The organism is Nocardia sp. CA-084685, from assembly GCF_050955785.1.
Taxonomy (GTDB): domain Bacteria; phylum Actinomycetota; class Actinomycetes; order Mycobacteriales; family Mycobacteriaceae; genus Nocardia.
The window spans coordinates 4496659-4514461 of sequence record NZ_CP192094.1; the positions used below are offsets into that span (position 1 = coordinate 4496659).

Genomic DNA, 17803 nt, shown 5'->3' on the forward strand with positions numbered 1-17803 from the left:
GCAGATGGCGCACCCCGCTCCGCCGGTTCCGGGGGCGACGGTCGCTCCGGACCGCTCGCCGGGTGCACCACGTGGCACCGGAGTCGCCGAGGTCGTCGAGCGATTCGCGCAGGCATGGCGGGCGGCCGATACACCGCCGGATCTGCCCGCCTATCTGCCGGACTCCCCTGCCATTCGCCGGATGACGCTGATCGAACTGATCAAGGTCGACTTGGCGAACCGCTGGATGCGCGGCACCGAGCCGAAGCGTCTCGCCGAATATGTCGAGGACATGCCGGAATTGCGTACCTGGCCGCTGCCGCCGGATCTCATCTACGAGGAGTTCCACGTCCGCAGACGCGCGGGTACTTCGGTGGATGTCGAGGAATACACCGCGGCCTATCCCGAACAGGCCGAGCAACTCTCACAGATGCTTGCTACCGATGATTACCGCAGCACTCTGCTGACCGGCTACGCCGATCCGGTGAACCTCGACGAGATCGACATCGGCCAGAAGATCGACGACTTCGACCTGATGACCGGACTCGGCCGTGGCGCGTTCGCACGAGTGTTCCTGGCCAGACAGCGCTCCATGCAGCGACTCGTCGCGGTCAAGATCTCTCAGGACAAGAGCGCCGAACCACAGACCCTGGCCCAGCTCGACCACGACTACATCGTTCGCGTCTTCGACCAGCGCGTACTGGAGAATCGCCGCCTGCGCCTGCTGTATATGCAATATGTGCCGGGCGGCACGCTGTTCACCGTGCTCGAGCGGGTGCGCACAACGCCGGCGGCCGAGCGGTCGGGTGCGCTCTTGCTCGATGTCATCGACTCCGTACTCGCCGACAAGGGCGAGATCCGCCCCAGCGAATCGACCGTGCGTGCCGAACTGGCCGAATTATCCTGGCCGGAAACCATTGCCTGGCTCGGCCGCAGACTGGCCCAGGCGCTGGACTACGCCGGACGCTGCGGGGTGCTGCACCGCGACATCAAGCCGGCCAATGTACTGCTGACCGCCGAGGGCGTCCCGAAACTCGCCGATTTCAATATCAGCTTCAGCGGCAATGTCTCCGGTAATAGTCCGGTCGCCTACTTCGGCGGCTCGCTGGCCTATATGTCACCGGAGCAGTTGGCTGCCGTGCACCCGGACAAATCCACGACGGCCGCCGATTTGGACACCCGCAGCGATCTCTACGCCCTGGCCGTCATGCTGTGGGAATTACTCACCGGTCGCAAACCATTCGACGACGACACGGTGACCGGCGGCGATCGCACCGCACTGGACGGCATGTTGAACCGTTGTTCGGGCAGCCCGCAATCGCTGCCGTATCAGGATCTTCCGGCCGATTGCCCGGTCGCGCTGCGCCGCGCCCTGGTCCGCGCGCTCGATCCGGATCCGGATAACCGGTGGGCGCGCGGTGCCGATATGGCACAGCAATTCGATGTCTGCCTGGACGCGCGCGCCCGTGACCTGGTCGACCCGCCGCCGCATAGTTGGCGACTGCGTGCCCGCGTATTCATGCATCCCATCATGGCGTTGGCCATCGGCGCTCCGAATGCGCTGGCGATCCTGTACAGCTATAACCATAATCGCGCGCTCATCATCGCCAAACTGGACGAGCAGGCGCAGCACCGATTCGACCAGTTCGCCGTCACCACTTACGGCATCTGCTTCCTGATCGGGATCATCGTCACCAATGTGCTGCTGGTCGATCTGTGGTCTATCTCGCGCGGGCTACGCAAGGGCAAGTCCTACGATGCGCCCACGCTGGCGCGTGCCCGCAGTGATGCTGTCCAACTCGGTCGCCGAAATGTGTTGACCTGCTTCGCACTATGGGTATTGGCCGGTGTCGTTGTCCCGGTCTCGGTGCAGGTCTCCGGCAATCACCTCACCGCCGGAGCCTATGTGCATTTCTTCATCACCCAGATCGTGTGCGGTGCGATCGCCATGGCCTACCCGTATTTCCTGGTCAGTTTCTATGCGGTGCGCAGCATCTACCCGATGTTCCTGCCGCACGGCGGACTCGGCGCCGCCGATGACACCCAGCTGCGCCAACTCGACCGCACCAGTACCTACTTTCTCGCCATCGCCGCCGCGGTCCCGCTGCTCGGCGTCGCGGGCGCGACTTTCATTCCCGCCGGGGATATTCCGGCGGTCATTGTGCCGCTGCGTGTGCTGTGTGTGGGCAGCGCGCTGGCCTTCATCGCCATCTATTGGTTGTTCCGGATGCTCGAACAGGACCTCGCCGCTTTGGAGCGCATTGTCGCTCGGTGATCAGCGGTGCTGGAAGAGCATGCCCGCCGAGTTCCTCGGCGGCGTGGTATCGGTGTAGCCGTCGAAGAGCGTGCGCGTGCCGACGTGATGACCGTCGGCGAATCACTCGACCACCGCGGCATTGGGTTCCAGTAGTCGCCGAGAATTCAACGAAGTTCGCGTAGCGCCTGGTCAGCTGTGGTGCGGTGACACTATGGGGGTGTCCGGTTGAGGTGCCGATAGATCGTTGGCCGGGTGACGCCGAACTCGGCGGCAATCTGGTCGACGGTGTAGCGGCGCTTGCCGTATTTGTCGTGTTCGTTGTACATCTGCCGGGCCAGCGCCACCTGCCGTGGTCCGAGTTTGGGTTTCTGGCCGCCGGTGCGTCCGCGGGCGCGGGCGGCGGCCAGGCCGTCACGGGTACGTTCGGACATCAAGGCGTGCTCGAATTCGGCTATCGCGCCGAGGATTTGAAAGAACATGCGCCCGACGGCGGTGGAGGTGTCGATGCCCTGGTCGAGCACGACCAGGTCGACGCCCCGGTCCTGGAGAGTTTTGGACAGCTCGATGAGGTGCTCAAGGGAGCGGCCGAGCCGGTCGAGCTTGGTGACCACGAGTTGGTCTTTGGGTCGGTTGGCCACCAGGAGCGCCTTGCTCAACTCGGGCCGGGAGCCAAGCTTCCCGGAGGCCTTGTCGATGAAGATCTGTTCCCATCCGGCGGCGGTGAGTGCGTCGTGCTGGGCTTCGGGGTGCTGGTCTCGGGTGGAGACCTGTCCGTAGCCGATGCGCATGCGCGGGAGTGTATTGCGAACCCCCGACAGGTTGACGTTGGTGCGGACACGGCAACCGTTACAGATTCGGTGGACTGCGACCTGCGGGAACGAATTGGGCCGCAATGTGTCTCGTGAACGATCGTTACCGTGATTCGTCGTGGTGGTCGTCGTTCGCCTGCGTGAGGGGGCGGTGACCCGGAACAGGTCGATCAGTTCGTCGATGTGGGGGTCGCGGTCGGCGGCGTGGCGCGGGCGTTGGGGCGGCTGGTAGCGGTAGCGGTACGGCGCCCGACCCGGGTGCGGGTGATGTAGCCGGCCTACTTCAACGGCGACACCGACTTCGACGACGACACCCGCGCGCGCTTCGCCGCCCGCGACATCTTCATCGTGCTCGACGGCACCCCGCCCGCACAACTGCTCGAGCGAGGGCGGCAGCAGGTGCGCCACTACGGCGGCCGGGTCGTGTACGCGACCGCGGCCGCTCGCCCTGCGCTCCGAACGCACGGTCTGGGCCGCCCGCCGCACCACCTGACCCGCAGTCCGGAACCCCGAGTTACGCCGTGGGCAGGGTGAGGGCCGAGTGAGCCGGTCGGCCCTCCACAGGGGCGGGCTTGGTGCTGAGTTCGCGCAGCATGGCGTTGCGCTGCTCCAACGCCTGGGCAGTGGTGGGAAAGAGAGTGGCGTCACCCTGACCGATCTGGTCCTGGTTCAGGGTCACGAAGTCACGGGTGTTGTGCTCGTAGGCGGCGAAGCCCGCGGCATGATCTAGCTCGGCGAGGGCATCGGCGAGCATGTACGCACCGACGAGCGCGAGGCTGGAGCCTTGTCCGGTCAGAAACGAGGGCGCGTACGCGGCATCGCCCACCAGCGCGACCCGCCCGCTGGCCCAGCGGGGCATGCGGATTTGGCTGACCACGTCGAAGAACAGATCATCCGCTGCACCCATGGCGGCGAGCATTCCCGGGACTTCCCATCCCGCGTTGTCGAAGACCGCGGCGACGAGGTCTCGTTGAGCTTGCGGGTTCCGGAACGCGTCGAGCGGCGGTTCCGGGTGGGCGAAGGTGAGTAAGGCGTGCACGTCCTCGCCGCCTCCCACCGCGTAGAGCGCCGCGGCTCGGCCCGGGTCGTTCCACATCCTGACCTCGTGGTCGAGTCCGAAGGTGTTGCGCATGGTGAATCCGGCGAAGCAGTAGCCGAGGTAGCGATGGAACTGCTGTTCGGGGCCGAACAGCAGTTCCCGCGTCCGTGAGTGCAGACCGTCCGCGCCGATGACCATGTCGAACGTGCGGCTGCTGCCCCTGCGGAAGGTGACGTCGACCCCCTGGGCGGATTGGTCGAGGGTATCGATGGAGTCGTTGAACAAGAACTCCACGTCATCACGAACCGCCGCGTACAGTGCGGCGGTCAGATCGCCGCGCCGGATCTCCAGATCCCGTCCGTCGACACCACCGCTGACGGCATGCGGGTGGATCGAGACCACCTCACTGCCGTCGCCCTCGAGAAAGGTCAGTCGGCGCAAGTCGATGTGGGCGTCCTGTAATCGAGGCAGGATCCCCATCCTCGTGACGACCTCGAGCGCGGTGCCGCGCACGTCGATGGGATAACCACCGCTGCGGACCGTAGCGGCCCTCTCCACCACTGTGACGGCGTATCCGTAGCGGGTCAGCCAGAACGCGAGGGTGGGACCGGCGATGCTGGCCCCGGAAATCAGCACCTTGCCCCTCGACGCGGTACGGACACCCGTCGGCTGTTCGGTGCGGGTCATGCCTCGACTCCTTTGCGCATGGTGTGTGTGACGGGCAGGGCCAGTGCCGTGATGGCGCCGGCGATGAGGAAGCCGGTGACGAAGGCCGATTCGGCGGGGATGTTCGTTCCTGACGGGGTGCCGGCTGCGAGAAGGACGCCACCGAGCATTCCGCCCACGGACATTCCGAGCACGCGGGTAACCAGGATCAGGCTGGTGGCGACGCCGGTTTCGTTCGAAGCGGCGGAGGTGGCGATGCTCGTCGTCATCGCCGTGACACATAGTCCGTTGGCAAGCGCGACCAGCGCCTTGCCGACCACGAGGTGCCAGGCCTCGGAGTGCACGGCCGCCATGCCGATCAAAGCGACGGCCATGATGACGATCCCGGTGGTGGCCACGGCACGCGAGCCCGAACGCCGTTCCCAGCTCCCGCCGAGCGGCCCTGCCAGCGTCGCGAGCACGGTCCCGGGCAGCAGGAAGATGCCGATCATGGTGGGACTGGCCCCGAAGCCGTACCCGTCACCGGACACATCCCACAGCTGCGGAACAAGAGTCATCGACATCGCGGCACCGATGCAGATCACGAACGTCAGCACGGCCGACTTCCACATCGTGGGCCGGATCAGCATGTGCAGATCGATCATCGGCGAGGCCGCGCGACGCTCGACGGCGATCCAGCCGGCTACGAGAGCGGCCAGCAGCATGACGAGGGTGCCGAGCATGAGCGGCTGCGAGGCGAGGTCCGGCGCAAGGTTGAGTGCGAGCATCAGGGTGATCAGCACCCCGCTCAGCAGGACGAGGCCGGGCCAGTCGACCCCGGCGCCGTCCGAACGGTCCGGCAGATCCGGCGGCACCAGCCAGTTCACGAGAACCACGGCCACGATGACGACGATCGTCGGCAGCGCGAACATCCAGTGCCGGGACAGCTGTTCCGCCACGGGCCCCGCCAGCAGCGTGCCCGCCATCCCGCCTCCCACGAACATCCCGCTGACCACCCCGATGGCCGTCTTCGACTCGCCTGCGGGAAGGTGCTTGCGCGCCACGATGAACGACAGGGGCAGCGCACCCACCATCGCACCCTGCAATATCTGGCCGACCAGTAACACCGGCAGGCTCGGCGCCAGCGCGGACACCAGGCCGCCGATCGAGACCACCGCCATCAGCCGGATCAGGATCCGTTTTCCGCCGTACCGGTCGCCGAGATTGCCCGCGATCGGCGTGACGAGGGCGCCGGTGATGGGCAGCATGATGTTGAGCAGCGCCCCGGTGGATCGACTCATGTCCAGTTCGCGTTGCAGGAGTGGGAGCGTCGGCGCCAGCACCGACTCGAGGGCGCCGCTGGCGACGGCCAGCAGTCCGAGCGCGCCGACAGCAGCCTTCCCTATGCGGACCGGGGGAGCCAGAGCTGTGGTCATCGACGTCCTTTTCAGTCGTCGCCGAGCGAGCGTGACTTCGGCGAATGTCGTATCGACTCCTGCACTACACCGTGCAGTGTATGTGAGTAAGGTATATGTATGCCGACGAAGACGCTGCGCGAGGGCTCCACACACAAGCGAGCCGCCATCCTCTCGGCGGCTCGGGAACTGTTTCTCGCCGATAGCTTCGACCGGACCAGCGTCGACGCGATCGCCGCCCGGGCCGAGGTGTCCAAGAGGACCGTCTACGACTACTTCGGCGACAAACAGACGCTGCTGCGAGCAGTCGTCGACGCCATCGGCCAGTCGATGATGACCAAGATCCGGCGCGCCCTCGACGAGACTCTCACCGGCACCACCGACCTCGCCGATCTTGAGGATGCCCTGGTCAGGTTCTGCATGCGCATCGCGACTGACATGCTGGGCTCGGCGGAGTACGCAACGCTGCAGCGACTGGTCCAGGCGGAATCGCGCCACCGCGACAACCCCTTGGCCGACAACCCCGACGAGGCACTGGGTGAGCGGTTGGCCGCCTTCGCAGCGGCTGGGTTGCTCGACATCCCCGACGCGCGGCTCGCGGCCGATCAGTTCATTGCGCTGACCTTCGGCGTCGCGCTGGATAGGCTCGGCTCCGCGAATGCCAACCAGGACGAGCGCGTCCAGCCCCTCGTGGTCGAGGGAGTGCGGACCTTCCTCCGGGCGTACCGAATCATGTAGGGCTGGAGTGGCTACTCAGAAAGGTTGCGCAGGACCCGATCGCGGGCCACGATCATCCGCCGTTGGAGTTGCTGGATCGCGGCCTCGGTCTCTCCGGCCTGCCTCGACCTGGTACACGGTCGTGTACGACCGGCGCCCGAGTACTCGCTCGGCGGTGGCACGGACCCTGTTCCGGCCGACCGACGTCGCAGATCATGCCGATCTTGGTACCGTTGCCCTCGAGGCTGATGCCGGTTTGCGCCGGTCGACGACCGCGATATTGGCTCCATCGGCTGCTAAGCGCTCGCAATAGGCCCGGCCGATGCCGCGGGCGCCGCCGGCGACTACCGCAGTCTTTCCTTTCAGTGTCATTAGGTTCTTCCTCCCGTGCCGTCGGCGGCGGTCAGCCGCGGTAGGCGCCTGTTCGGATGTCCTCGAGTAGTCCCGGTCCGGTCGGTGTCCAGTCGAGCAGGGCCCGGGTCAGGCTGCTCGAGGCGGTCATAGTCGTCGCGAAGAAGTCGCCGACGAAGCCGAAGTGCGCAGCGGCCTTCTCGGGTGCGATCGAGGCCACGGGAAGTTCGAGGCTGGCACCGATGGCCTCTGCAATCTGCCTGGTGGAGATGGTTTCCTCGGCGACCGCGTGTAGCCGCGTGCCCGCGGGGGCGTGTTCCAGACCCAGTCGGATGAGCCGGGCAGCGTCCGAGCGGTGCACCGCCGACCACTGCGTTGCACCGTCGCCGACGTAACGCGAGACACCGTGTTTGTGGGCCGCTTCGGTGAGGAACTTGACGAACCCCCAGTCGCCCGTGCCGTGCACCGACGGCGCGAAACGAACAACCAGCGAGCGCACGTCGTTCGCGACGTAATCGAGCGCGAGGTTCTCACTACCTCCGCGGTCTGCGGTGGGGCCGACCGCCGGGGACGGGTCGGTCTCTTGCACTGAGCGGCCCTCGACCAGTCCGGAGAGGGCGTTGGCCACCATGAACGGCCGGTCGGTACCCGCCAACTTGTCGAGCATGGCCTGCACCGCGGCGCGTTCCGCGCGATCGGACTCCTCGGGGTTGCCCCAGTCGTGCTTGTTCGCCAGGTGGACCACCGCGTCCGCCCGCGCGACCCCCGCACGCAGGGAGGGCAGATCGTCCAGATCGCCGGTCAGCGCTTCGGCGCCAAGGGTCTTGACCTTGGCCGCCGACTCCGCCGACCGGGCGAGTCCGAGGACATGATGACCGGCCGCGAGCAACTCCTCGACTACTGCCGAACCGATCCAGCCGCTGGCGCCCGTGACAAAAACACGCATGTCGTTCTTCCTTGCTTTGTGAGAATGCGAATGGAGATCCGCTGTCTCAGTGTGGCCAGCCAGATCATTTGATGTCCACTGCAATCTATGCAAATAACGTTTGCAACACATGCAAGATTTGGGCTCGCTCAGACTTCCAGGGCCCGGGGCCCACGGGGTAGCCCGGTGGAGTGCTGTGGCGGGTTTGCGGCGTGATGGAGCTGGTGACGTAGCCATTGGTGGGCGATGTCCTGGTCGTGGCGAAGGTGCCAGGCTTGGGAGATCGATAGGGTCGGAAGGTCGAGTCCGACATCGAAAACGTGTGCACCGTTGGCTGCTTCGAGCCGGCGGGCGGTCCGCTCCGGGAGTAGCCCGATCAGGTCGGAGGTGAGCACGACCTCCGCGGCACTCGTGTAGGTCGGCACGACCAGTGCGACCGTGCGAGTCAGACCGTGTTCTTCGAGCTTGGCGTCCAGTGCGCCTCGCGCGACACCGCGACGGGAGACGGCTACGTGCGGCATCGAGACGAAAAGGGGCAGGGTGATCTCCGATCCGGCAAGGGGGTGTGTGGCCGAAACCACGCCGAGGAGCCTGTCCTCGTACAGCGGCTCGGTACGGATTTCGGTGCTGAGGTGGTTGATCACGCCGATTTCCAGATCGATGGTGGCGTCGCGCAACGGCGAGATGTCCTCCTGCCCCTCGGCGAGAAACCGCACCCGGACGCCAGGGGCTGCCGTGTGGATCCGTTCCATCAGCGCCGATGCCAGTGGGCCGATGAGTGCATCGTTGGCACGCAGGGTGAAGGTGCGCTCCAGGGATGCGACGTCGAGTTCCCGCCCGATCTCCATCAACGCCTGCGCTTCCTCGAGCAGTTGGCGCAACCGCGGTTGCATCGCGGTGGCGCGCGGGGTCGGCACAAGTCCTCTTCCGGCGCGCACGAGAATCGGGTCGCCGACGGCTTTCCGGATGCGGTCGAGGGTGCGACTCGTCGCGGGAACGCTCAGGTGCAGCCGTTCGGCGGCGGCGGTGACGCTGCCCTCGGCCAAGAGCACATCCAGCGCATACAGCAGATTCAAATCAAGTTGTGCCACATGCAAACAATAGTTGAAAAGGTTGCAATGGACACAAATGTGGAGATGCGTCAGAGTCGTGGTGAGGCTCCAGAGCGGGGCGAGAAGGAGGAATTTGGTGAAAGTCTTCCTTACCGGCGGAAGCGGCTGGATCGGCTCCGCCGCCGTCGGTGAGCTGATCGCCGTCGGCCATGATGTCGTCGGACTGGCCCGATCAGACGCATCGGCGGCCGCTCTCGCGGATAAGCACGCTGCGGTCCTGCGCGGCGATCTCGACGACCTGGATTCCTTGCGGCGAGGCGCCTCGGACGCCGACGCCGTGGTGCACCTGGCGAACAAGCACGACTGGGCCAACCCAGCGGCGATGAACGCCGCCGAGCGCACCGCGGTCGAAACAATCGCACAAACACTGGCCGGATCCGACCGGCCGTTCGTAGTCGCCTCCGGACTTTCCGGGCTGGACGAAGGCTGCCCCGCGCTCGAGAGCGATCGATTGGCCACCGTGGGCCCGGACTCGCCTGGACTCCCACCGGCCCGACCCTGGCGGAGGACATCCTCGCCAGCGCCTACCGCACATCTTAAACGAGATAGAAAAGGACTCTCAATGACCGTGTCAAGCCGCAGCAGCGGTCGGGGCAGGTGTGTCGAAGCTGAATTCACGTCCGTCTCGCAGCAGTGCCCACAACACGTCGACCAGGCGCCGGGCCAGGGCTAGGAGGGCTTGGGTATGAATGAGTCGCTCACCGCGTTTTCTGTCGTAGAACCGCCGCGAGGGCCCGTTTTCGTAGCGCAGGCTCGACAAGGCGGCCATGAAGAACACGCGCCGCATGCGCCGGTTGTAGCGTTTCGGGCGGTGCAGGTTGCCGCTGACCCGGCCCGAGTCCCGGGGAACCGGGACGAGGCCGGCATAGGAGGCCAAGCGGCCAGCGCTGGCGAAGTTGGCCAGGTCACCGCCGGTGCCGACGAGGAACTCCGCCCCCAATCCGGGACCCATGCCGGGCAGGGATTCGATGATGCGCGCCCACGGGTGTTCCCGGAATCGGGTCGTGATGAGTTTGTCGGTGTCCTTGATCTCCCGGTCCAGATCCAGGAGCTTGCGCGCGATGCGTTTGACCAGCATCGCGGTGTCGGCCTCACCGGGCAGGGCCACGCTCTGGCGTCCGGCGGCCTCGACCGCGGCAGCGGCCGCCTTGGCGATGCCCGGCTTCCACGCGCCGTTGTTGGTGAGATACGTTGTGACACCGTCGATTCCGTACGACCGGATCTCTGCGGGGGTGCACATTCCGGCGACAAGGATCAGCGGGGTCCGGTTCGCGAAGTCGAACGCGGCCTCCAACGCGGGAAAGATCGACCCGAGCAGCGCGCGCAACCGGTTGACCCCGGCCACCCAATCCGCCATCAGATCGGTGCGGTAGCTGGTCAGCTGAGTCAGCCCGACCACGAGCTCATCAGGCATCACAACCTGGTTGAGATCCTCACGCAGGCGGGCACTCTGGGCGATCACCCGCGCGTCCTTGGCATCGGTCTTGCCCTCGCCGCGGAAACTGCCGGTCATCGAATTCACCACCCGGCCCGGCACATACGTCACCGGCTGATCAGCGGCCAACAGCACCGTGATCAGCAGCAACGCCATCGGACTGGTCAGATCGATCGCCCAGTGCACCCGCTCGCCAGCCTGACCAGCGCGTGCGATCAACGCCTCGATCGCAGCCTCGTCGTTGCCGAACTTCTGGCTGAACACCGTTTTTCCGGTCTCGTCCACCGCGCACGCATGATGCGCGTGCTTGCCGACATCGATCCCGACCCAGATCTGAGGGCGAGTTGTCACCCACGTGCTCCTGACCTCGCAGCTTCAGCCCATGGACAACCCCGCCGACAGATCCCTAACCAGCGACGACCGCAACAAGCTCTCAATCAGCAGCCGGAGCGTCCAGCACGGTGGGGCAGCCAGTCCTTCGGAGCCTCAACAGAGACAAAACCCCATCAGCTACACCCCACCGCCCTGGGCATCCAGGGCACCAACCCCAGACACCTACAAACTTAGGGAAACCCCATGGCCGACACCGAGTTCGACGCAGGCGTGACCGCGTTCATCCTTGTGAAAACCACCCGCGCATGGCTGGACCTGACCGTGGCGCAACGTATCGCCGCGTTCGAGGAAGAAGTTCTGCCTACCGTCAGAGAAAGGGTCCGTGACGTCCGTTCCAGGTTCTTCGACACCGAGTTCTACTCCGCTCGGGTGACAGATGTCTGGATGTGGGAGGCACGCAATCACGAGGCCTTCGAGCTGGTTATCGAGGCGCTACGGGAAACCCGGTTCTGGGACCACTACTTCGACGTGGTCGAGATTCTCGCGGGAACGGAGAACGGCTACGCCAAGCACTACGGCACCACAACGCCCACAAGTATCACCGCATGATCGGTCGGTCGACGACATTCCGCCGACCGGCGTCCAGGCGACCGGCACTTGCGACATCCACCCCGACTCACCGTACACAGTCATGGACGAACGTCTCGAGCACCGAGTCGCCATCGCTGGGCTGATGACCGGCTGGATACATCGCGCAGAATGGGAGCAGTTGCGTGAGCTGTTCCACCTGGACGCCACCATCGAGGTCACCCGGTTCGAAGGACTGGCCAGTGACTTCATCGGCGCATCCCAGCACATGGGCGGCCTCCGACCTTCGGACCAAACACCTGATCGCCAGTCCAGTGATCACGTTCCACGGCGATCGCGCTCTCGCGCAGACCAACGCGATGATCGTCGCGGAGAACGTCGCCCTGGGCCTCGGTTGCACTGCACACAACCGGATCTGGGATCGCGTCGAAAAGCGTTCCGCCGAATTCCGGGGTTCTGGAGATCTGGATGGGGTGAGTGTGCTGAACGAGGGTTCGGGGCATTCCGGAGACCGCGATCACTGTGGTGCAGTAAGTGGTGTGCTCGTTATCGAGTCGTCATCGCTGTACCTCACTGTGTGCGATGCGGTCGGTCAGGTGCATGCGGCGCACCGTGAATGTCAGTGCGATGGTGGCTGCGGCCGTGATCAAGACGAACGCGACCGGGGTCGGCCATTCGCAGGTCTCGACGAGTTCGACGGCTTCCTTGACGCCGATCAGCGCGGCGCCGGCGCCGACGTAGGTCGCAGATTGTTCATGAGCAGGCCGAGGGTGAACTCGAAGCGTTGGTGTCCGGTGCCGGAGATCAGCTCGGCGGCGTGGCGTTGGGTCTGCGGGAATTTCTCGGCGGGCAGCGCGGTGAAGCGGTCCAGCAACTCCTCGTGGCTGAGCACCCATTCCTGATCTGGGTGCTGGCGTCGTTGCTGGACCCGTGACTGCTCCAGTGCATAGGCGCTGACGTAGAGGGACATCGCGTCGCGGGCCCATGCGGCGGTCCTCGGTGCGATGCCGCCGGAGAGCAGGATCGCCAGGATTCCCTCGCCGACCCGCAGCGTTTCCAGGTTGGTCGGCACCATGGCCAGCGCGGCGCGTGAGACTCCGGGGTATTTCAGGTACAGGTCGCGGATCTGCGTGTACACCCCGAGCAGCTGCTCGCGCCATCCGGCCGGATCCGGTTCGGGGAGCACGACTTCGGCGTAGAGCCTGCCGATCAGCAGCTCGTCGAGGTCGTCCTTGTTGACGATGTGCGCGTACAGCGACGACGGACCGGTGTCGAGCACGGCGGCGACCCGCCGGATGGTCAGGGCGTCATACCCGTCGGTGGCGACGACTTCCAGGGCGGCATCGGTGATCCGTTCGACGGTGATCGGCTTCTTGCGCGGTGCCGGTGCGGCGGCCTCCGCTGCGGGTTGGGCGTGGCGAGCTGCGCGGCGTCGGCGGGGATCGGCGGACATGCCGACCACTATAACTTGGCACGAACTAAGTTCGTACGATAGAACTTAGTTCGTTCAATGAACCAGGTTCGTGTCGATGATCCGGAGGTGTGTGATGCGAGTTTCCGTTGCCGGTGCCGGTCTGGGCGGTCTGGCTCTCGCGCAGGGTCTGCGTGGTGCCGGGATCGAGGCCGAGGTGTTCGAGCGCGACCCAGCGATCACCGCACGGTTCCAGGGCTACCGGCTCGTGCTGAACCGGATCGGTTTCCAGGCGGTGCGCGACTGCCTGCCCACGCGCTGGCACCCGCTGCTGGACGAGATCGTCATGGAAGCCTCCGCCGAGCAGCTGATCCTGGACCCGCAGCTCAATGAGATCGGCAAGCTCGGCGCGGCCCGCACGGGCATCGTGGTCGATCGGCAGGTGCTGCGACACCTGTTGCTGACCGGCCTCACCGTGCATACCGATGCCGCGCTGACCGGCTACGATCTGCTGGCCGACGGCAAGGTCGCAGCCCAGTTCGCCCGCTGCGACCCGGCCACCGCCGACTTGCTGGTCGGGGCGGACGGTGTCACCTCGGCGGTGCGTGGGGTGTTGTCGCCGCAGACCACTCCGACCGACACCGGTGTCCGGTTCGTCATCGGCCGCACCCCGTTGACCGACGAGTTCACCGGCCTGTCCAAGGCTTTCGGTTCGAAGATAGCCGGCGACGGCGTCAGCCTGCTGCTCGGCGCGATGCGCTTCCGCGCCCCGCCGAAGCAGGCCGCCGAACAACTGGCCCCCGAAGTGACGTTGCCCGATATCGGCGACTATGTGCGCTGGGCGATGATCCTGCCGCCGAACGGCTCGTTGCAGGACGTGACCGCGCAGGACGACGTGCTGTCCAGGATGCAGGGTTGGCATCCGGAGTTGCGCGCGCTGATCGAGCAGGCCGACCCGGACAACAGCACGCTGCTGTCCATCCGGGTGGTCAAGCCCGGTGAGCGCTGGGCCTGCGGCCCGGTCACGCTGCTCGGCGACGCGATCCACGCCACCTCCCCGACCGGCGGCAACGGCGCGAACACCGCGCTGCGCGATGCCGACCTGCTGCGCCGCTGCCTGATCGAGGCCATCGAAGACCGCCAGGACCTGCACAGCGCGGTCGACGACTACGAGCGGCAGATGTTCGACTACGGCGCCGAGGCCGTGCGCAGCAGTCTCGAGAAGCTGCCCGCCTTCGCCCCCGAAGCGAAACTGTCCTGAGGCGGACATTCACCTTGTGCGATCGACCGGACCCGCCCGGCCGTGGACATACTGATCCCGCCACGCTGTGGCGGAAGCTCTCGGCCCCTTTCTGGCCTATTCCGGTCCCACCCCATCATGTCCTCGAGGGGTCATCGACACGGTCGTCCTGCCTCCGATACGCTGGCCGCCCACAGCAGCTCACGGCCGGTCAGAAGAGTGTGTTGCGTACGCACAGCGGCCGATAGCCTGGGCGAGTTCGGCGCCGATGTCGACTTCGGTCGCCCCGAAAAAAATTGATGTTCTCGCTGTGCGCGGGCGAAACGTGCGCGAGCTCCTGAACTCCCGAAGCCGCTGCAACTCCTCGTCCGCGAATACCCGTGTTGCCACGAACCACGCCCTCCGGCACACCGACCAACCTCATCGGCAGCCAAGCTGAACACCAGCCACTCGCACCGCATCCGGAACCGGAACTGGCGAATCACCCTCTACCAGGGACCATCCCGAACTTCGTTGGACTTTCGGCGATTACCTACCGGAACCCCATTGTCGTATCCGATCGCGGCATGGCTCCGACCGAGGACCAGCCGGACCGGCGGTGCGCTTGCCGGAAGACCGCCAGGCGGCCCGTTACCAGCGAAGCGGGTCCGGTGGACGAGGTGGCGCTGCACAATGTGATCTAGAAGTGCTTCGTGCACTGTCATTGCGCGAGGACTGGGAAACCAGGAGCGAATATGACCGCCAGAGCAGATCTCGAACACGAACTGGGCGGCCCTGTCGCGGCCCTCGATGAACTTTCCGAGGCGGAGTCGGCCGAATTGCTGACCATGTTCCGTGACGCGCGCAGGGCCGAGACAGCCGGACTAACCAAGGCCGTCGACCGACTGGTCGCTGCGCTGCCCTGGCCGCTGTGCACGGCAGCCAAGAAGGTCATGTTCGGGAATCGGCTCGGCTGATGACGGACCTGGTGACCAGGGCGCAGCTGGTGCTGCTGGCCCGCACACTGCACGTCCCTGTCGAACGCCTGTCGCATTTGGAGAAACTCGGCGCCGGGCAACTGCACGAACTGCAACAACGCATGGCGCGTGTCCTCTTCGACGACCATTCCGCGACCTTCGGGCGGCTCAGCAAGCTGGTGCCGATCATCCCACTGAGCGTTTCGATACCGCTGGTGCAGCGGGTCGTGCCGCCGATGATGGGCGGACGCGCCGCGGGGGCGGTGGGAATCGAACATCCCAAGAAGGCCGCGGAAGCCCTCCGCATGCTGGACCCGAAATATGCCGCCGATTGCGCGCCGTATATCGACCCGCGCACCATCGGTCGAGTCGCCCAGGTCGCGCCGCCGGAACCGGTCGTGCGGGTCGCCAACGAATTGTTGCGCCGCAAGGACTATGTCACGGCCGGTCCGTTCCTCGGCTTCGCGACGACACAACTCGTCCGTGCCATCGAGGCGGGCGTCCCCGATGACGAGGGCCTGATCCTCTCGGCGGCCTATGCCTACTCCGGCGCGAATATCAGCGCGATCGTGCGTCAACTGCTGTCCGGGCCGCTGGATCGGATACCACATATCCTCGGTACCGTCCTCGCCGGTTCCACCGAGCTGCGTGTGGCGGCGGTATCGGTTTTCGCCCGCTGCGACGAGGATGTGATCGAAGCACTCGGCGACATCCTGCTCGATATCGGCCGGCCCGAAGCTATTACCGAACTCACCGCAACCTTCATCGAGCACGGCGCGATCAATGACATGCTCCGCTTCACCGCCTACCTGAGCCCATCGGCCCTGGATACGCTGGCGGCCAACCCGATCACCACGGACCCAGCGGCGATGGCGGCGCTGGTCGCCACGCTCGCCGGCCGCAGCGATCCGATCCTGTGGCGTGGCCTGCTCGACCTGGTCGAGCGCACCGATGCCGAGATCCAACGCCGAGTCGGTACACAGCTACTGGAATTGCCCGAATCAACCTTGACCGCGATACCCGGCATCGCGACCGAGGGCCGGTTGTGGTCGACACTGCTGCGGATCTTGTCCGTGGCCGATGCCGACACCCAGGCCCGTCTCGGCGAGCTGTGGGCCAAGCTGCCCGCCGAGGATCGCACAGACATCCAGGGACGTGCCCGCGATCTCGGACTCGCGACGCGCTTGGCGACACTGACCGTCACGCTCGATATCTACGGCTGACGCCAAAACTCCCCACAACCAAAGACCCACGCGCGCAACCGGTCTCGGGTGAAGCGGCCCGAAACCGGTTGCGTCGCAGGCGGGACTAGACCGGCGTGAAGTCCCGGCTCGCGATATACGTCGGTCGCGGCGCCGGAGCCGCGAACGGCTCCACCAGTGTGTTCTCCACACTGTTGAACACCAGGAAGATATTCGATCGCGGGAACGGCGTGATGTTGTTGGACGAACCATGCATGATGTTCGAATCGAACAGCAGGGCCGATCCGGCGCTGCCGGTGAACTGGGTGATGCCGTACCGGTCCGCGAGCGCACCGATATCCGCGTGCGTCGGCACGCCGATCTCCTGCTCCTGCAACGACTCCCGATAATGCTCGGCCGGAGTGCTGCCGGTGCACGGCACGAAGGTGCGGTGCGAGCCGGGCATCACCATGAGGCTGCCGTTGATCGGATAGTTGTTGGTCAGTGCGATGGACAGGCTGACCGCACGCGGTGCGGGCATACCGTCCTCGGCGTGCCAGGTCTCGAAATCCGAATGCCAGTAGAAGCCGGTGCCACGGAAGCCGGGCATGTAGTTCACGCGGCTCTGATGGATGTAGACATCCGAGCCGAGCACCTGCCTGGCCAATCCGGCCACTCGGGATTCGCGCACCAGATCGGCGATCGCACTGCTGAGCCGGTGCACCTCGAAGACCGAACGCACCCGGTTCGAGGCCTTCTCGACGATCACCCGGTCATCACCCTGTAGCGCCGGGTCACCGGCGAGACGGTCGATTTCGGCACTGAACTCCGCGACCTCGGCGGGGTTCAGCAGCTCCTCGACGATTCCGAAACCATTGGCATCGAAGGAGGCCAACTCCTCGGAATCGACCGCGCCCCAGACTGTGGGGTCGGTCCGGTCCCGGTGCTCGCCCGCCGTGACGAGCCGAGTCGGGTAGCGATCGTCGGTCTGCACCAACGTCATTGCTCCTCCTATCCGCTTACCTGGGCCGCGACCAGCGGGTAGACACCATCACTGTCGTGGACCTCCTGCCCGGTGACCGGCGGGTTGAATACGCACATCATCCGCATCGCGGTACGCACCTGCAGGCGGTGACGCTCGTGTCCGTCGAGTAGGTACATCGAGCCCGGCGTCAATTCGTAGCTGACGCCGTTGTCCAGATCCGTCAGGGTCCCTTCACCTTCGATGAGCCATACCGCCTCCACGTGATGGCGGTAGTGGAACTCGTGCACGGTCCCGGCCTCGATGCTGGTCTCGTGGAAGGAGAATCCGACGCCGTCGCCGCCGAGCACGATGCGCTTACTGCGCCAGCCCTGTCCCGCGACATCGCGTTCGGTGCCGGTGATCTCCGCGGTACTGCGCACGATCAT

At 65.7% G+C, this 17803-nt stretch carries 17 protein-coding genes; 7 read left to right on the plus strand and 10 right to left on the minus strand.

The window, feature by feature from the left end:
• Window positions 1–4 precede the first annotated feature (4 nt).
• On the plus strand, window positions 5–2254 hold the full coding sequence (locus tag ACQP2U_RS20315) for a serine/threonine-protein kinase (protein ID WP_433716105.1): 2250 nt from the start codon (window positions 5–7) through the stop codon (window positions 2252–2254).
• A gap of 191 nt (window positions 2255–2445) precedes the next feature.
• Here the strand turns inward: ACQP2U_RS20315 and ACQP2U_RS20320 are convergent, their stop codons facing one another.
• From ACQP2U_RS20320 to ACQP2U_RS20330, 3 genes are read right to left on the minus strand one after another with little or no spacing between them, the layout of a single operon-like run.
• Window positions 2446–3534, minus strand: a complete 1089-nt coding sequence (locus tag ACQP2U_RS20320) for a recombinase family protein (protein ID WP_433716106.1) — start codon at window positions 3532–3534, stop codon at window positions 2446–2448.
• 25 nt (window positions 3535–3559) lie between these two features.
• Window positions 3560–4771, minus strand: coding sequence for an FAD-dependent monooxygenase (locus ACQP2U_RS20325; RefSeq protein WP_433716107.1), 1212 nt, complete (start codon window positions 4769–4771; stop codon window positions 3560–3562).
• Window positions 4768–6165, minus strand: coding sequence for an MFS transporter (locus tag ACQP2U_RS20330; RefSeq protein ID WP_433716108.1), 1398 nt, complete (start codon window positions 6163–6165; stop codon window positions 4768–4770). Before ACQP2U_RS20330 ends, ACQP2U_RS20325 begins: the two co-directional genes overlap by 4 nt.
• A 99-nt stretch (window positions 6166–6264) precedes the next feature.
• Here ACQP2U_RS20330 and ACQP2U_RS20335 point away from each other — a divergent pair, with 99 nt between their 5' ends.
• Window positions 6265–6882 carry a TetR/AcrR family transcriptional regulator gene (locus ACQP2U_RS20335; RefSeq protein ID WP_433716110.1) on the plus strand — a complete coding sequence of 206 codons (618 nt, stop codon included), beginning with the start codon at window positions 6265–6267 and terminating at the stop codon, window positions 6880–6882.
• 192 nt (window positions 6883–7074) lie between these two features.
• Here ACQP2U_RS20335 and ACQP2U_RS20340 read toward each other — a convergent pair whose 3' ends face one another.
• The 3 genes from ACQP2U_RS20340 to ACQP2U_RS20350 all read right to left on the minus strand — a co-directional run bounded on the left by ACQP2U_RS20340 (window position 7075) and on the right by ACQP2U_RS20350 (window position 9228).
• Window positions 7075–7233, minus strand: a complete 159-nt coding sequence (locus ACQP2U_RS20340; protein WP_433716111.1) for an SDR family NAD(P)-dependent oxidoreductase — start codon at window positions 7231–7233, stop codon at window positions 7075–7077.
• Window positions 7234–7264: 31 nt separating this feature from the next.
• Window positions 7265–8158, minus strand: coding sequence for an SDR family oxidoreductase (locus tag ACQP2U_RS20345; protein WP_433716112.1), 894 nt, complete (start codon window positions 8156–8158; stop codon window positions 7265–7267).
• A gap of 128 nt (window positions 8159–8286) precedes the next feature.
• Complete coding sequence (locus ACQP2U_RS20350) at window positions 8287–9228, minus strand: LysR family transcriptional regulator (RefSeq protein WP_433716113.1); 942 nt, start codon at window positions 9226–9228, stop codon at window positions 8287–8289.
• A 37-nt stretch (window positions 9229–9265) separates the two neighbouring features.
• Here ACQP2U_RS20350 and ACQP2U_RS20355 point away from each other — a divergent pair, with 37 nt between their 5' ends.
• On the plus strand, window positions 9266–9922 hold the full coding sequence (locus tag ACQP2U_RS20355; RefSeq protein WP_433716114.1) for an NAD-dependent epimerase/dehydratase family protein: 657 nt from the start codon (window positions 9266–9268) through the stop codon (window positions 9920–9922).
• On the opposite strand, the gene ACQP2U_RS20360 is transcribed toward ACQP2U_RS20355, so the two are convergent.
• Window positions 9821–11035, minus strand: a complete 1215-nt coding sequence (locus tag ACQP2U_RS20360) for an IS110 family transposase (protein ID WP_433711833.1) — start codon at window positions 11033–11035, stop codon at window positions 9821–9823. The two genes, ACQP2U_RS20355 and ACQP2U_RS20360, sit on opposite strands and share 102 nt — an antisense overlap.
• Window positions 11036–11260: 225 nt before the next feature.
• Between ACQP2U_RS20360 and ACQP2U_RS20365 the strand changes: the two genes are divergently transcribed.
• Entirely contained in the window at window positions 11261–11626 is a 366-nt protein-coding gene (locus ACQP2U_RS20365; protein WP_433716115.1) for a darcynin family protein, read from the plus strand.
• A 694-nt stretch (window positions 11627–12320) separates the two neighbouring features.
• On the opposite strand, the gene ACQP2U_RS20370 is transcribed toward ACQP2U_RS20365, so the two are convergent.
• The gene (locus ACQP2U_RS20370; protein WP_433716116.1) at window positions 12321–13058 is read right to left on the minus strand and encodes a TetR/AcrR family transcriptional regulator; all 738 of its coding nucleotides are present in this window, start codon (window positions 13056–13058) and stop codon (window positions 12321–12323) included.
• A gap of 94 nt (window positions 13059–13152) precedes the next feature.
• Here ACQP2U_RS20370 and ACQP2U_RS20375 point away from each other — a divergent pair, with 94 nt between their 5' ends.
• The 3 genes from ACQP2U_RS20375 (at window position 13153) to ACQP2U_RS20385 (ending at window position 16435) form a co-directional block, all read left to right on the plus strand.
• Entirely contained in the window at window positions 13153–14277 is a 1125-nt protein-coding gene (locus ACQP2U_RS20375; protein ID WP_433716117.1) for an FAD-dependent oxidoreductase, read from the plus strand.
• Between the two features lie 713 nt (window positions 14278–14990).
• Window positions 14991–15212, plus strand: a complete 222-nt coding sequence (locus tag ACQP2U_RS20380) for a hypothetical protein (RefSeq protein WP_433716118.1) — start codon at window positions 14991–14993, stop codon at window positions 15210–15212.
• Entirely contained in the window at window positions 15212–16435 is a 1224-nt protein-coding gene (locus ACQP2U_RS20385; RefSeq protein WP_433716119.1) for a hypothetical protein, read from the plus strand. The genes ACQP2U_RS20380 and ACQP2U_RS20385 overlap by 1 nt, the downstream gene beginning before the upstream one ends.
• An 85-nt stretch (window positions 16436–16520) precedes the next feature.
• Here the strand turns inward: ACQP2U_RS20385 and thpD are convergent, their stop codons facing one another.
• Together thpD and ACQP2U_RS20395 are read right to left on the minus strand one after the other, a co-directional pair.
• On the minus strand, window positions 16521–17396 hold the full coding sequence (gene thpD / locus ACQP2U_RS20390) for an ectoine hydroxylase (protein WP_433716120.1): 876 nt from the start codon (window positions 17394–17396) through the stop codon (window positions 16521–16523).
• An 8-nt stretch (window positions 17397–17404) separates the two neighbouring features.
• Window positions 17405–17803: an ectoine synthase gene (locus ACQP2U_RS20395; RefSeq protein WP_433716121.1), complete on the minus strand. Its 399-nt coding sequence runs from the start codon at window positions 17801–17803 to the stop codon at window positions 17405–17407.